The sequence below is a fragment of the Paracoccus shanxieyensis genome, from assembly GCF_009711265.1.
GTDB classification, from domain to species: Bacteria; Pseudomonadota; Alphaproteobacteria; order Rhodobacterales; family Rhodobacteraceae; genus Paracoccus; species Paracoccus shanxieyensis.
This window is the reverse complement of record NZ_WMII01000004.1, coordinates 186,838-201,805: the sequence shown is the minus strand read 5'-3', so window position 1 is coordinate 201,805 and position 14,968 is coordinate 186,838. Positions and strand designations below refer to the sequence as shown.

Annotated in this window: 13 protein-coding genes; 2 read left to right on the top strand and 11 right to left on the bottom strand. The window is 62.9% G+C overall.

Annotated elements, in window-relative coordinates:
• Positions 1-6: 6 nt before the first annotated feature.
• A complete protein-coding gene (puuE, locus tag GL284_RS06105; RefSeq protein ID WP_155043709.1) occupies positions 7-1,413 on the bottom strand; it encodes an allantoinase PuuE in 1,407 nt (468 codons plus the stop codon).
• A 213-nt stretch (positions 1,414-1,626) separates the two neighbouring features.
• Here puuE and GL284_RS06100 point away from each other — a divergent pair, with 213 nt between their 5' ends.
• Positions 1,627-2,928, top strand: a complete 1,302-nt coding sequence (locus GL284_RS06100; RefSeq protein ID WP_155043708.1) for an NCS2 family permease — start codon at positions 1,627-1,629, stop codon at positions 2,926-2,928.
• A 314-nt stretch (positions 2,929-3,242) separates the two neighbouring features.
• On the opposite strand, the gene GL284_RS06095 is transcribed toward GL284_RS06100, so the two are convergent.
• From GL284_RS06095 to xdhA, 10 genes are all read right to left on the bottom strand, one after another.
• Positions 3,243-4,277, bottom strand: coding sequence for an alpha/beta fold hydrolase (locus tag GL284_RS06095; protein ID WP_230382918.1), 1,035 nt, complete (start codon positions 4,275-4,277; stop codon positions 3,243-3,245).
• Between the two features lie 456 nt (positions 4,278-4,733).
• Positions 4,734-6,380: a SulP family inorganic anion transporter gene (locus GL284_RS06090; protein WP_155043707.1), complete on the bottom strand. Its 1,647-nt coding sequence runs from the start codon at positions 6,378-6,380 to the stop codon at positions 4,734-4,736.
• Positions 6,381-6,389: 9 nt separating this feature from the next.
• A complete protein-coding gene (locus GL284_RS06085) occupies positions 6,390-6,875 on the bottom strand; it encodes a hypothetical protein (RefSeq protein WP_155043706.1) in 486 nt (161 codons plus the stop codon).
• Positions 6,876-6,933: 58 nt separating this feature from the next.
• Complete coding sequence (locus tag GL284_RS21460; protein WP_155043705.1) at positions 6,934-7,329, bottom strand: hypothetical protein; 396 nt, start codon at positions 7,327-7,329, stop codon at positions 6,934-6,936.
• A 37-nt stretch (positions 7,330-7,366) separates the two neighbouring features.
• Positions 7,367-7,810 carry a hypothetical protein gene (locus GL284_RS21285; RefSeq protein ID WP_196217073.1) on the bottom strand — a complete coding sequence of 148 codons (444 nt, stop codon included), beginning with the start codon at positions 7,808-7,810 and terminating at the stop codon, positions 7,367-7,369.
• Between the two features lie 90 nt (positions 7,811-7,900).
• Entirely contained in the window at positions 7,901-8,125 is a 225-nt protein-coding gene (locus GL284_RS06075) for a hypothetical protein (RefSeq protein ID WP_155043704.1), read from the bottom strand.
• A gap of 57 nt (positions 8,126-8,182) precedes the next feature.
• Complete coding sequence (guaD, locus tag GL284_RS06070; RefSeq protein WP_155043703.1) at positions 8,183-9,472, bottom strand: guanine deaminase; 1,290 nt, start codon at positions 9,470-9,472, stop codon at positions 8,183-8,185.
• On the bottom strand, positions 9,460-10,203 hold the full coding sequence (gene xdhC / locus GL284_RS06065; protein ID WP_155043702.1) for a xanthine dehydrogenase accessory protein XdhC: 744 nt from the start codon (positions 10,201-10,203) through the stop codon (positions 9,460-9,462). The genes guaD and xdhC overlap by 13 nt, the downstream gene beginning before the upstream one ends.
• Complete coding sequence (gene xdhB / locus GL284_RS06060) at positions 10,200-12,509, bottom strand: xanthine dehydrogenase molybdopterin binding subunit (protein WP_155043701.1); 2,310 nt, start codon at positions 12,507-12,509, stop codon at positions 10,200-10,202. The genes xdhC and xdhB overlap by 4 nt, the downstream gene beginning before the upstream one ends.
• Positions 12,506-13,948 carry a xanthine dehydrogenase small subunit gene (gene xdhA, locus GL284_RS06055; RefSeq protein WP_155043700.1) on the bottom strand — a complete coding sequence of 481 codons (1,443 nt, stop codon included), beginning with the start codon at positions 13,946-13,948 and terminating at the stop codon, positions 12,506-12,508. The genes xdhB and xdhA overlap by 4 nt, the downstream gene beginning before the upstream one ends.
• Before the next feature lie 115 nt (positions 13,949-14,063).
• Here xdhA and GL284_RS06050 point away from each other — a divergent pair, with 115 nt between their 5' ends.
• Complete coding sequence (locus GL284_RS06050) at positions 14,064-14,960, top strand: LysR family transcriptional regulator (RefSeq protein WP_341870287.1); 897 nt, start codon at positions 14,064-14,066, stop codon at positions 14,958-14,960.
• Positions 14,961-14,968: the final 8 nt, after the last annotated feature.

Here is a 14,968-nt window from a genome sequence, read left to right as displayed (position 1 = left end):
TGTCTTTCATTTCAGCATGTCCTGCAGGCGCAGGGCGCCGATGCGTGCGACCTGACGTTCGGCCTCGGCGCGTTCGGTTTCGGTGTCATTGGCAAGGCGGGCGGACATCGCCGCCATGATGCCGGGCTTGTCGTGGTCGCGCACGGCGATGATGAAGGGAAAGCCGTGCTTTGCGACATAGGCGGCGTTCAGGCGCTGGAATTCGGCCCGTTCGGCATCGGTCAGCGCATCCAGCCCGGCCGAGGCCTGTTCGGCGCTGCTGTCGGCGGTCAGCTGTTTCGCTGCTGCCAGCTTGCCCGCCAGATCCGGATGCGCGTTCAGCACGCCCAGGCGTTCGGCGTCCGAGGCGCTGCGAAAGACCTGCGCCATCCGCGCTGCCAGACCGCCGGGCGTGTCGTGGATGGCCCCCATCTCGGCGTCCCAGACCCGTTCCGCGATAAAGGGCGAATGTTCATAGACCCCGCCAAACCGCTGCACGAAGGCATCGCGGTCCATCTGCGAGGGCCGCTCGCGCGGGTGATAGGGATGTTCGCGCGCCCAGTGACGGGCGATGTCCAGACGGCTGGCGAACCACACGCCCTCATGCGCGCGGCAATGCTCCAGAAAGCGCTGGATCGCCATGGCCCGGCCCGGACGACCGGCAAGGCGGCAATGCAGGCCGATGGACATCATCTTGGGCGACCCGGCCTGACCTTCGGCATAAAGCACGTCGAAGCTGTCGCGCAGGTAGTCGAAGAATTCGACCCCCGTGCCGAACCCCTGACCCGAGGAGAACCGCATGTCATTGGCGTCCATCGTATAGGGCACCATCAACTGCGGCTTGCCCTTGTGGACATGCCAATAGGGCAGGTCGTCGGCAATCGTGTCGGCCAGATATTCAAAGCCGCCTTCCTCGCATCCCAAGCCCACCGTGTTCATCGAGGTGCGGCCCTGATAGAAGCCATAGGGCCGTTCGCCGGTGATGCGCGTGTGCAGCTCGACCGCCTTGGCGATGTGTTCGGCTTCCACCTCGGCGGGGATGTCGCGATAGTCGATCCATTTCAGACCATGCGTGGCGATTTCCCAGTTCGCGGCCTGCATCGCGGCGACCTGTTCGGGCGCACGCTCCAGCGCGGTGGCCACGCCATAGACGGTGACGGGAATGTCGCGCAGCATCCGGTACAGCCGCCAGAAACCCGCGCGCGCGCCATAGTCATAGATCGATTCCATGTTCCAGTGGCGTTTGCCGGGCCATGGCTGGCAGCCGATGATCTCGGACAGGAACGCTTCGGATGCGGCATCGCCATGTTCGATGCTGTTTTCGCCGCCCTCTTCATAGTTCAGGACGATCTGGACGGCGATCTTGGCGCCGCCGGGCCAGCGGGCGTCCGGGGCGTGTTCGCCATATCCGATCATGTCGCGGCTGTATCGCATCGCTTGCGTCCTTTCCAGTTTTCTGGCTGATTGTGTCCATACTGCCCATTGCAGGTGCAAGTCGTGTTTTCCTAAAAACAGAAAACGGATTTCGTTGATAATACCGCTTTCTAAAGGAAGTTTTGAAACTCTGTCGCCAGAGCCAGCATATTCTGCGCAATGCGCTGGTTCTAGTCTGCTGTCACGGCGGGCCAACCGCCAGTGGGAGGATAAATGCTAGATAAACAGTTCGGCCTGACGGCCAACGGCACCAGCGTAAGGACCGAGGTGATCGCCGGGATCACCACCTTCCTGACGATGGCCTATATCATCTTCGTCAACCCCGAGATCCTGTCCAGCACGGGCATGGATCGCAATGCGGTCTTTGTCGCCACCTGTCTGGCGGCGGCGCTGGGATCGCTGGTCATGGCGCTATGGGCAAACTGGCCCATCGGCATGGCGCCGGGCATGGGGCTGAACGCCTTTTTCGCCTTCACCGTGGTGGGCGCGCTTGGCTTTACCTGGCAACAGGCGCTGGGGGCGGTGTTCATCTCGGGGATCATCTTCCTGATCCTGTCGGTGACGGGCATCCGGCGCTGGCTGATCGCCGGGATCCCCAGTTCGATGCGAAGCGCCATCGCGGCAGGCATCGGGATGTTCCTCGGCCTGATCGCGTTGAAGAATGCGGGCATCGTCGTCGATAACCCGGCCACGCTGGTCGGCCTTGGCGATGTGACCCAGACCGGCGCGCTGCTGGCCATCTTGGGCTTTTTCACCATCGCGGCGCTGGATGCGCTGAAGGTGCGGGGTTCGATCCTGATCGGCATCCTGCTGGTGACGGTGATTTCCATCGTGATCGGCGCCAGCGCCTTTGGCGGGGTCATGTCGATGCCGCCGTCGATTGCGCCGACCTTCATGCAGCTGGATATCGCGGGGGCGCTGACGGTCGGCATCTTCCACGTCATTCTGGTGATGGTTCTGGTCGAGGTCTTTGACGCCACAGGCACGCTGATCGGCGTGGCCAAGCGGGCGGGTCTGCTGACCGAAGGTCCGGCGCATCAGAACAAGGGTCTCAGCCGGGCGCTGATGGCCGATTCCACCGCGATCGTGGCCGGTTCGATGCTGGGCACCAGTTCGACCACCGCCTATGTCGAAAGCGCCTCGGGCGTGCAGGCGGGCGGGCGCACCGGGCTGACCGCGCTGGTCGTGGCGGTGCTGTTCCTGCTGGCGATGTTCTTTGCGCCGCTGGCCGGATCGGTTCCGGCCTATGCCACCGCACCGGCGCTGCTGTATGTCGCCTGCCTGATGGTGCGCGAGTTTGAAGACATCGCCTGGAGCGATGTGACCGAAAGCGCGCCCGCCGTGCTGACGGCTCTGATGATGCCCTTTACCTATTCCATCGCCAACGGTCTGGCTTTCGGCTTTGTCAGCTATGCGCTGATCAAGCTGGCGACAGGCCGCGCGCGTGAGGTGCATCCGGCGACATGGGTCGTCGCGGCCTTGTTCGTGATCCGCTTCGCCTTCTTCATGGAATAAGACGGCAAGGGCCACGGGCTGCGGTTGCAACCAACGGCTGTGCGCTTCGGCGCGCAGCCTTTCTTTTTGCCTGCAGATGGTGGGGGCGACCACGAAGGCCGCCCCCTGATCCCCCACCACTGGGAGACATAACAGTGTATATGATCCCCAGCGCCCGCAGCAATCTTGCAATTATGTTGATCCATTCATCCACAGCGCGCAAAATCATTGCGGGAACTCGCAATTGCGCGCGCATCCTGTCCGGCATCGGCTGATCGCCGGGCCTTCCCCGGACCCAAGGCGATTGCGCCATTGCGGTGCAATCGCCCCTAGGCTCAGGCGTCGACAAGCCCGTCCAGCAGGGCGGCGTGGAAGCGGTCGGGGTCCTGGACCTGCGGCGTATGGCCAAGATCCTCGAACTCGATCAGCGTCGCATTCGGGATCGCTGCGGCGGCGGTCTTGCCAAGCTGGGTGTAATCTCCAAGCTGCTGAGCCAGTTCCGGCGCGGCGCGGTCGCGGCCCTGCGCGGTCTTGTCGGTCATGCCGATCATCAGCAGCGTCGGCGGCTGGAGATTGCCGAACTCATGCACCACCGGCTGGGTAAAGATCATGTCGGCGGTCAGTGCGTGGTGCCATGCAACCTGCTCGGCCCCCGGACCTGCGAACATGCCGGTGCCCATCTCGACCCATTTGTCATATTCGGGTTTCCAGGTGCCGGAATAATAGATGTTCTGCTGATAGCTTTTCTGGCTGTCAAAGGTGGTCTGCTTCTGCCCCTCGAACGTCTCGTCGATCGAGACATAGGGCACGCCCATTTCCTGCCAGTCCTCAAGCCCCAGCGGGTTCACCATCACCAGTTGCTGGGTGAATTCCGGATACATCAGCGCGAACCGCGAGGCGAGCATTCCGCCCATGGAATGGCCGATGACGATGGCCTTGTCGATCTCGCGCTGGTCCAGCACGGCCTTGGTGTTCATCGCCAGCTGATGAAAGCTGTATTGATAGCCATCGGGCTTTTCCGATTTGCAGAAGCCCACCTGATCGGGTGCGATGACGCGGTATCCCGCCTCGCTAAGCGCGGTGATCGTGCCTTCCCATGCGGCGGCGCAGAAGTTCTTGCCATGCATCAGCACGACGGTTTGACCATTGGGTGTGTCGGGCGCGACATCCATCAGCGCCATTTCGACATCCTTGCCCTGACTGGCGACCGTCGCCAACTCGACCGGGTGGGGATAGTCAAAGCCTTCCAGACGCGGGCCATAAGCCGGGCGTTCGGGTGCTGTATCTTGGGCGAGCGCTGGCGCAGCAAAAGCGGGGACTGCAAGGGCAGGCATCAGCGCAGTCAGAGCAAGACGAGCATAGCGGGTCATACGGATTCCTTCTGTTGAAAATCTCGCACCGGCTGGCACGAGCGATCGGCCTGTCAGGGGGATCGCGGTCCAACTTTGGCGCGCACTGCGGATCTGGCAAAAACACAATCCAAGCAATGCGTTCACATCTGGGACAGACATTGTGATGGAACCGTTTGGCGTGGCGCTTGGGCTTGCCTGCGGTTCTGGTGAAACTTGGGCGCATGGGCAGAAAGCTGCGGCGATTTCACCGGATGGCTGTGCCTGTTCGCATGGGCCGATCCGCGCCGAACCGATGTCTTCAGCGGCGCAGCATTCCGCGCTTGCCTGATGTCGAATTTCTACGCTCCCCGACAGGCTTATCGCCGGGGTGCGGATCGCTGCCGCTGCGTGTCGATGGGTTTCGACATGATCGGCGAGGCGAACGGGATTAAGCAGCGGCAGACCGGGCCGCCCATGACAGCCCGCAAGACGGCGTTAAACCAACGGCTTTTCTTGATCAATGCCGCGCGCGATCTCGGGCAAAGCACGCCGGAATTCCTCGAAGTCGCTGAAGATGTCCTCTTTCTTCAGCAGAGCCGGAATGACGTGCATCGCCTCAAGGCGGTCGATCAGGCTTTGTTCAAGACCGGTGACGCAGATGCGCCAGTTCGCCTGCTGCAGATCGACCAGCATATCCTGCAGCGCATAGATCCCGGACTGGTCCATATAGGACACCCGCTCCATCCGCAGCAGCAGCACCTGACCTTCCTTTACCTGAGATGCGATCGAGCGGAACGCATATACGAAGCCAAAGAAAAGCGGCCCTTCGACATGCTTGATGACCAGCTGTTTCCGCAGGTCGTCCGGCAGCCCGATTTCATCTGCCCACGCATCATCGCTGGCCAGTGTCAGCCGCGATGTCTGCTCTGAGATCCCCGCCACCTTGGCCATGAAAACGAAGGCGGCGATCACCATGCCGACGCCCACGGCTGTGATAAGGTCTGCGAAGATGGTCAGCAACACGACCAGCAGCATGATCGCGATATCTGATCTTGGCGCGTTGGAAAGATGCGCCAGGCTGCGATAGTCGATGATGCTGAGGCCCGCGCCCACCAGAATGCCCGCCAGCACCGCATTCGGGATGAATTGGACAACGCTCGACAGTCCCAGCAGCACCGTCAGCAGAAACAGGCCGTGGATGACGCCCGAGGAGTGGTGACGCCCACCGGCCTTGACATTGATGGCGGTGCGCATGAAGGCGCCGGCGCCGGGGATGCCGCCGAACACCGCCGCGCTCATGTTGCCGATACCTTGCCCGACCAGTTCCTGATTGCTGTTGTGATGTGTTTTGGTCAGGCTGTCGGCCACAAGCGAGGTCGTCAGCGCGTCGATCGAGCCAAGAAACGCCAGTTGCAGGGCCGTGACCACGATCGGTCTGATATCGGACATATCCAGCGACGGGAACACGAACTGCGGCAGACCGGGCGGAATTTCCCCGATCGTCGGCACGGTCAGTCCGATCAGGACCGAAAGCGTGCTCAATACCGCAAGCGCGATCAGCGACGGCGGTATGACCTTGATGAAGCGTGGCAGGATATAAAGCGACGCCACGGTCGCCACGCCAAGGACCAAGGCATCAAAACGTGCGCCTTGGCTGAGCATGCCAAGCGAACCGACGATTTCGACGGGATTGGACGATGGCGCGGCCAGACCCACCAGCGGGAATATCTGTTGAATGACGATGATGATCCCGATCCCGGTCATCAGTCCCGAAACCACCGGATAGGGCAGAAAGCGGATATACTGTCCAAGCCGCAGGATGCCGAACAAGACCTGAAACGCGCCCGCAAGCACGAAGACGCCGACGATCTGCGAAAGATTGACCTCTCCGGTCGGAGAGATATTCGCCGCAACGATCCCGGCGGAAACCAGTGTCATCGGCGCGGTCGGCCCGGAAATCTGGACCGCAGTTCCCCCAAGCACAGAGGCGACGATCCCAAGGATGATGCCGCCATAAAGCCCGGCCGTCGGACCAAGGCCCGATGCGACGCCGAAAGCAAGGCACAGGGGCAGCGCGACGATGCCCGCCGTCAGGCCACCGAAAATATCGCCGCGGGTGACTGCGAAGCGTGACGCGAACATCCGGCGGGCTTATTCGGCAGGAACATAGGGAAGGGCGGATTTGTGGACGCAAAGCCGCAATTTGCCGTCCTCGCACAGCCGAAAGACAAAGGTCTTGTCGACCATGATTTCATTGCCGTCCACATCGGCAAGATAAACATTGCCCATGGTGATCGCGATATCGCCGTGGATCTGGATCCCGTTTTCCGCAGCATTGTTGTCATACCACGCCTTGTCCCAGCCCTTCAGCGCGAAGCCCGTGTCCTCGGGAAAGTCGGGATCGCCACCGACGAAGTAGGAAAGCGCGCCCTTGTGGGTGGCGCGGAAGGTGTTCTTGCCCTGAGCCAGCGTGGGTTTGAAGAAGACGACGCCGTTCTTGTAATCGTAAAGGTCGTCGATCATCGCCGAGGCCACGGCTTTGACCTGCCCGCCGGACCGATGTGTCTGGCTTACCCTCACAAGGCCGTCACACCATGCCTGCTGGGCGGCGTTGACCATTTCCGGCGTTATTCCCATTTGCAGAATCCCTCAATCGATTCAGACGGCTATGGTCAGCGTAGCATGGCCTTCAACGCTAGGGGAACGGGTCTTGCGATCCAGCCTTGAGTTTTTCGGAATTTGACATTCGTGTTGCACTGCTTGCGAGGGTCGGGCTGGCATCTGCTGGGTTGGACGGCACGGCGATTGCGATCACGCTGCCGAAATAGCGTGCGCTTCGCTGCGACCGGCCATGGTGGCCTGCGGACGCAGGCTTTCGGCTTTGTTCGGGCGGTGGGGAAGCATTGCGCTGACTGAATTGCAACATCTGATGGGTCAGTCCGACGACGAGCCGCGCAAGATTTTCGGCGGTCTTCCTGACTTGCTTGCCGAGGGTCCATGCCCTGAGGAATCGCTGCCGTTCCGGGACATCTTGCAGCGGCACATCATAGAAAGCTGGCGGCTTGCGCCCCGGCGACGAGGTGCTGGGCAAGCGGGTGCTGAGGCATGGTTCCATGTCGCTAGCTTGGCTAATGCGGGTGCAGGGGGCTGGTATTCAAGCCGCAATAAAGGTTGATGATCGATCTCCATCGGGATGGACACTGATCGATCATTCTGACGTGCGGGCATCGTTCCCGGATGGGCTGGTCGAACCTGATTTCCTGCAGGCCATGTCTTTGAGGCCGGACCAGTTTGCACAGGCGCGGGATGCGGGGCTGTTCGAGCGCACTGATAACCTGCGCTGGAGCGCTTGGGCCGCGCGGGACCTTGTCGATGCCTTGCTGCTTGGTGCCGAGCCGATCTACGTCGCGATGCATGATTGGTGCAGCTTGTCCGAGGCTGCTGTTCGGTTGCGAACGACCTTTCCCGACCTCGTTGAAGATATTCGCTCGGGACGTATGGTGCAGATAGGAAAATATCTCCAGCGGTCGGGTTTTGCTCCGGTCTTGGTGAATCTCGGGCATGTCGGACAAGAAGGCGAGGCAATTTCATTGGATGCCTTTGCCTATTCACAAGGGTTGAGGCCAAGCGAGCTCCTGACCTTTGTTCGCCGAAATGGCCTGTCATGCCAGCAGGCGCGCGGGCCGCGAGGTGGGGCGCAGCTGCGGATGAGCGCCGCCGACCGCGAGGCATTCCACGATAGGTTCATCAGTTTTCGCACGCTGAGTGTTATTGCCCGTCTGCGGTGGATCGCGCTTCAATTGCGGTTTGATGACGGCGAAATACGCCCGACAGGCGGCAGCGCGAGGGTCTGTTCCCGCGCCGCCGTCGCGCATCTGCTCGGACAAATCAGCGATCCGCGCAACGTGACGCCTATGCGCATGCTTCCCCTTTTTTTGGCACTTTCAGCCCGGCATGCCCGGCAGCATGGGTTTTCCGGCGACATAGGTTTGCGCCACGCTGCGGTCGTCGCCCATGATTTGCAGGATGAACAGTTCCTCGGCCAGCGTTTCGGCGCGGGCCATGCGCAGGGCCATGGCGGGGGTGGCGCGGCTGTTCAGGACCACCAGATCGGCGGCGGTTCCGGGGTCGAGCGTGCCGATCTGGTCCTGCATCCCCAGCGCGAGGGCATTGCCGCGCGTGGCCCAGTGGAAGGCTGCGAACGGGTGCAGCTTCTGGCCGCGCAGTTGCAGGATCTTGTAGCCCTCATTCAGGGTTTGCAGCATGGAATAGCTGGTGCCGCCGCCGATATCGGTGGCGATGCCCGAGACGACGCCCGCGTCGCGCAGACCCTGCGCATCAAACAATCCCGAGCCAAGAAACAGGTTCGAGGTCGGGCAGAAGACCGCGCGGCTGCCGGTTTCGGCCATGCGCGCGATCTCGCGCGGTTCCAGATGGATGGAATGGCCCAGAAGCAGGTTTTGGGACAGCAGACCATAGGTCTCGTAGATGTCCAGATAGTCGCGGGCCTTGGGGTAAAGGCTGAGGGTGAAGGCGATCTCGTCGCGGTTTTCCGACAGATGCGTCTGGATGTGGCAGTCGGGATGTTCGCGGACCAGCTGGCCGGTCATCTGCATCTGTTCGGGCGTCGAGGTGATCGCGAAGCGCGGCGTGATCGCGTAACGCTGCCGGCCTTTGCCGTGCCATTCGGCGATCAGCGCCTTGCTGTCGTCATAGCCCGATTGCGGCGTGTCGAGGACGCCTTCGGGCGCGTTGCGGTCCATCATCACCTTGCCCGCGACCATCGCCATGTTGCGGGCATGGGCGGCCGAGAACAGCGCTTCGGCCGATGCCTTGTGCGACGAACAGAAGGCCACGGCGGTGGTGGTGCCATGGGCCAGCAGCAGGTTCAGGAAATGCTCGGCCATTTCGGGGGCATGGCCTTGCTGGGCGAAGCGGGTTTCCTCGGGGAAGGTATAGGTGTTCAGCCAGTCCAAGAGCTGCGCGCCCCAGCTGGCCACCACCTGCACCTGCGGGAAATGGATATGCGTGTCGATGAAGCCCGGCAGGATCAGATGCGGGCGGTGGTCGGTTTCGGGCAAGGCGGGGTCGTACAGATCGGCATAGGGGCCGATGGCCTTAATCCTGCCGTCTTGGGTGATGATCGCGCCGTCTTCGTGATAGATATAGGCGGTTTCGGTGTCGATGGGGTCGGCATAAAAGGAGAGGGTGCGCCCCCGGATCAGCTGTCGCATGAGTATTTTTCGAACGAAGAAGTGGTTTGGGTCAGGCGGCCGATCAGTTCGGCGGCGGTGAAGGCGGCGATGATTTCCGGGCGCTTGTCATGGGAAAAGCCCGCGCCGATCGGGCAGGTCAGGCGGTCGGTTTCAAGACCTTGTGCGCGGGCATAGCGGCGGAACTGTGCCAGTTTCGTGGCGCTGCCGATCATGCCAATATAGGGGGCGTCCATGCGGCGCAGGGCCTCGGCGGCCAGAAGGAAGTCCAGCGCGTGATCATGGGTCAGGATGATATGGCTGGTGCCGAAGGGGGCGTGGCGGATTTCGGCCTCGGGCAGGGGCGTCAGGCGGGTTTCGCCGGGGGATCGGGCGATTTCCGGGGCGCGCTGGTCGATGAGGATCGGGCGCAGCGGCAGAAGCGACAGCGCGCGCGACAGGGCGCGGCCGACATGGCCCGCGCCGAAGATCATCACCTGCGGCAGGTCGGGCTGTCCGGGCAGCGCATCGGTGCGGGTCAGTTCCAGTTCGACGCGCCCACCGCAGCATTGGCCGATTTCCGGCCCCAGCGGCACGTTCATCCGCGCGGTCAGTTCGCCGCGCGCCAGCATCTGCCGGGCGCGGTCAATGGCCATGTATTCCAGCTGCCCGCCGCCGATGGTGCCTGTCGTGGCGCTGTCGGTGACCAGCATCTCGGCCCCGGCCTCGCGCGGGGTCGAGCCGCGGGTGTGGGTGATCAGCACGCGGATCATCGCAGCGCCTCGATGGCCATCAGCACGCGTTCGGGCGTGGCGGGGGCGTCGATGCGCGGGTTCGCGCGATAGCCGTTGAAGCTGGCGACTGCCATGTTCAGCGCCTGAAACACGCTGATGCCCAGCATGAAGGGCGGCTCGCCCACGGCTTTCGACCGCTTGATGGTGTTTTCGCGGTTCACCGACCAGTCGGCCAGATCGACATTGAAGATCTTGGGGCGGTCCGAAGCCAGCGGGATCTTGTAGGTCGAGGGCGCATGGGTGCGCAGCCGACCCTGCTTGTCCCACCACAGCTCTTCGGTCGTCAGCCAGCCCGTGCCCTGCACGAAGGCGCCTTCGACCTGTCCCTTGTCCAGCGCCGGGTTCAGCGACCGGCCCACGTCATGCAGCACATCGGCGCGTTCGATGACATATTCGCCGGTCAGCGTATCGACCGAAACCTCGGCGCAGGCGGCACCATAGGCGTAGTAATAAAAGGGCCGCCCGCGCCCGGTCTCCCGGTTCCAGTGGATTTTCGGCGTCTTGTAGAACCCGGCCGCCGACAGCTGGATGCGGGCGATATAGGCCGTCTTGATGAAATCGGCGAAGGGCATGTCTTCGCCCCCCATCCGCACGGTTTCGCCGATCTGGATGTCGTCAGGCGTCAGACCCTTGGCCTCGGCGGCAAAGGCGGTCAGGCGCTGGGTCAATTGCCGGCAGGCGTCCAGCGCCGCCATGCCATTCAGATCCGACCCGGACGAGGCCGCCGTCGCCGAGGTGTTGGGCACTTTTTCTGTGGTCGTCCTGGTGATGCGGATGCGGGCGATGTCGATGCCCAAGGCTTCGGCCACGACCTGCGCCACCTTGGTGTTCAGCCCCTGACCCATTTCCGTGCCGCCATGGTTCAGATGCACCGAACCATCGGAATAGATATGGATCAGCGCCCCGGCCTGATTGAACCAGGTCGCGGTGAAGCTGATGCCGAACTTGACCGGCGTCAGCGCGATGCCCTTGCGGATCGTGCCGCCCATGGATTTGGCGCGCGCGTTGAAATCCAGCACGGCCTGACGGCGTGCGTGGTAATCCGACGACGCCTCGAGTTCCTCGAAGATGCGCGGCAGGATCTGATCCTCGACCTCTTGGTGATAGGGGGTCAGCTGGCCGTTTTCATAAAGGTTCAGCTTGCGGATTTCCAGCGGATCGCGGCCAAGCGCATAGGCGATGTCTTCGACCACGCGTTCGGCCATGATGACGCCTTGCGGCCCGCCGAAGCCGCGGAATGCGGTGTTCGAGCAGGTATTCGTCTTCATCGGGTGGCTGCGCAGTTCCACCGCCGGATAGTAATAGGCATTGTCGGCGTGAAACAGCGCGCGGTCCGTGACCGGGCCCGACAGATCCGCCGAGAAGCCGCAGCGGGCATAGAAATCGCCGCTGACCGCGTGGATGCGGCCGGTATCGTCATAGCCCACGTCATAGTCGATGACGAAATCATGCCGTTTGCCGGTGATGGCGAAATCGTCGTCGCGGTCGGGACGCAGCTTGACCGCCCGCTTCAGCCGCTTGGCCGCAAGGGCCGCCACGCAGCAGAAGAGGTTCATCTGCGTTTCCTTGCCGCCGAAGCCGCCGCCCATGCGCCGCACATTGACCACCACGGCATTGGCCGGGACATGCAGCACATGCGCCACCATATGCTGCACCTCGGTCGGGTGCTGGGTCGAGGTGTGCAGCACCACCTCGTCATCCTCGCCGGGGATGGCCAGCGCGATCTGGCTTTCCAGATAGAAATGTTCCTGCCCGCCGACCGTCAGCCGCCCGTCCAGACGGCGGGGGGCGGCATCCAGCGCGGCCATGTCGCCGCGCGAAAGCGTCAAGGGCTTCGTCACATAGCCCATGCCCGCGTCGCGCGCCGCCATCGCGTCCAGCGCAAAGGGCAGTTCTTCGTAATCCAGCTTTGCCAGCTTGCAGGCGCGCCGCGCCTGATCGCGGGTTTCGGCGATCACCGCAAAGATCGGCTGGCCGTGGAACTGCACTTCGGGAAAGGCAAAGACCGGATCGTCGTGCAGCCCGTTCGGGCTGATGTCGTTGACGCCGGGAATGTCATCGGCCGTCAGCACCAGATGCACGCCGCTGGCCTTGCGCACCGCGTCCAGATCCATGCGGCTGATGCGGCCATGCGCGACCGTCGAAAGGCCCAGATAGGCATGCAGCGTGCCTTCGGGCAGCGTCAGATCGTCGGTGTAATCGGCCTGACCCGTGACGTGCTTTTCGGCGCTGTCATGAATGATCGAGCTGTGGGCTGCCCCACGGGCAATCACGTCCTGTTTCATTCGACCCTCCTCAGGCGGTGGTCCTGACCGGATTGTTCCAGCCAGAAGCGGCGGAAGAAATTGGCGGCAAGCGTCTGACGGTATTCGGCGCTGGCGCGCCAGTCCGACAGCGGCGTGAAATCATTGGCCACGGCATGGGCTGCGGCCTCGAAGGTTTCGGCGCTGAAGGGCTGGCCGCGCAGCGCGGCTTCGGCGTTCGCTGCGCGTTTCGGCGTGGCCGCCATGCCGCCGAAGGCCACGCGGGCATCGGTGATCGTGGCCCCGTCGGTTTCGATGTGAAAGGCCGCCGCAGATGCGGTGATGTCGGCATGATGGCGCTTTGACACCTTATAGGCCGCGATGCGGGCATCGCCGCGCAACGGCACATGGATCGCCTGCACGAACTCGCCGGGGCGGCGGTCCTGCTTGCCATAGTCGATGAAGAAATCCTCGACCGCGATGTCGCGCGTCCCTGCGGCGCTGCACAGCGTCATCGTCGCCCCAAGCGCGATCAGCAAGGGCGGGGTTTCCCCGATGGGCGAGCCATTGGCGACATTGCCGCCGATGGTCCCGGCATTGCGCACCTGCCAGCCGCCGATGCGGCGCCAGTAATCCAGCGCCTCGGGGAAATGTTGCAGGATGAAGGGCTCGAATTCCGAATAGGTCACGCCCGCGCCGATGCTGATCTGGCCCGGCGTGATCTGGATATGCTTCAGATCCTGCAAATGGCCGATGAACACGGCCGGAGAGATGTCGCGCAGGAACTTGGTCACCCACAGCCCCACATCGGTCGCGCCCGCGACGATGGTGGCCTTGGGGTTTTCGGCCAGCACCTGCGCCAGATCGGCGGCATCGGCGGGCAGGATGGCGCGGTCATCGCCGCGCGACACGGTGACGCGCTGGCGGGGCAGATCGGCCAGCCATGCCGTCACGCGGTCGCGTTCCACGGTCAGCGCGTCGAAATTCTGCCCCCCGGCCTGCGAGGCGGCGAAGGCGGCTTTCACGATCGGCTCATACCCGGTGCAGCGGCACAGATTGCCTTGCAGCGCGGTTTCCACCGCCAGCATGTCGGGGCGCGGGTTCTGCATCCACAGCCCGTAAAGCGCCATGACAAAGCCCGGCGTGCAAAACCCGCATTGGCTGCCGTGATGTTCCACCATCGCCGCCTGAACCGGGTGCAAACCCTGCGGGCCGCGCAGATGTTCGACCGTCACCACATGGCAGCCATGGCACGAGGCCAGAAAGCGGATGCAGGCATTGATCGGTTCATAGTGCAGCCGCCCGTGATGCAGACGGCCCACCAGCACGGTGCAGGCACCGCAATCGCCCTCGGCGCAGCCCTCCTTGGTGCCGGTCAGGCGACGGTTCAGGCGCAGGAAATCCAGCAGCGTGTCGCGCGATCCCGCTTCGGTCAGGCTGATTTCGGTGTCATTCAACAGAAAGCGTATCGTACCGCCCATCAGTTCCTCGCACTTGCTGGGTATGGGGAAAGCCTAGACGTGAATTCGGCTTTGCGGAATCCTGTGATTGAGCATAAGACTTTCAGCCATTCCTTGAAAGAAGCGGGTTTGAGCCGTGGCATATCTTGAAAGTCTTCGTGTTTTCGTGCGCGTCGTCGAGCTTGGGTCGATCACGGCCGGAGGGCGCGATTTGCGTATGTCTCCGGCAGTTGCCTCAAATCGCATCAAGGATCTGGAGACCCGCTTCGGGGTGCGGCTGTTGAATCGCACGACTCGCAAGCTGGTGCCGACCGAGGTGGGGCGGGCGTTTTACGACAGCGCGCGCCGGGTGATCGAAACGCTGGACGAGGCCGAGGCGGTGGTGTCGGGCTTTTCGGGGATGCCGCATGGCGCGTTGCGGGTGACGGCCCCCTTGGGGCTGGGTCGGCGGCTGATCGCGCCTTTGGTGCCGAGGTTCTGTGCGGAATATCCCGGCGTGGAAATCCGCCTGCGCCTGTCGGATCGCAATGTGGACATCATCGCCGACGGGATCGACCTGTCGTTCTTTCTGGGCGAGCCGCAGGACAGCGCGTTGAAATGGCGTCGTATCGCGGAATGCAAGCGGATCCTGGTGGCAACGCCGGAATATCTGGCCAAGCACGGCACGCCGCAGACCCCGGATGAATTGCTGGCCCATAACTGCCTGCTGCTGCGCTATCCGCGCAGCCCGGAATTCTATTGGGTGCTGCAGACCCCGGAAGGCCCGCAGAAGATGCTGGTGAACGGGCATTTCGACGCCGATGACGGCGATGTCCTGACCGACTGGGCGCTGGATGGCTGCGGCATCGCCAACCGCCCGAAATATGAGGTGGCCGAGCATCTGATCTCGGGGCGGCTGGTGCAGATCCTGCCCGACACGTTGCCCATGCCCGCGCAATTCGGTGTGCTGACGCCGCATCGGCGGTTGCAGGATCCGAAGGTGCGGCTGTTTGCCGACTATATCGCGCGCGAGACGCGGGGGCAGTTCGACTGACGCCTTGG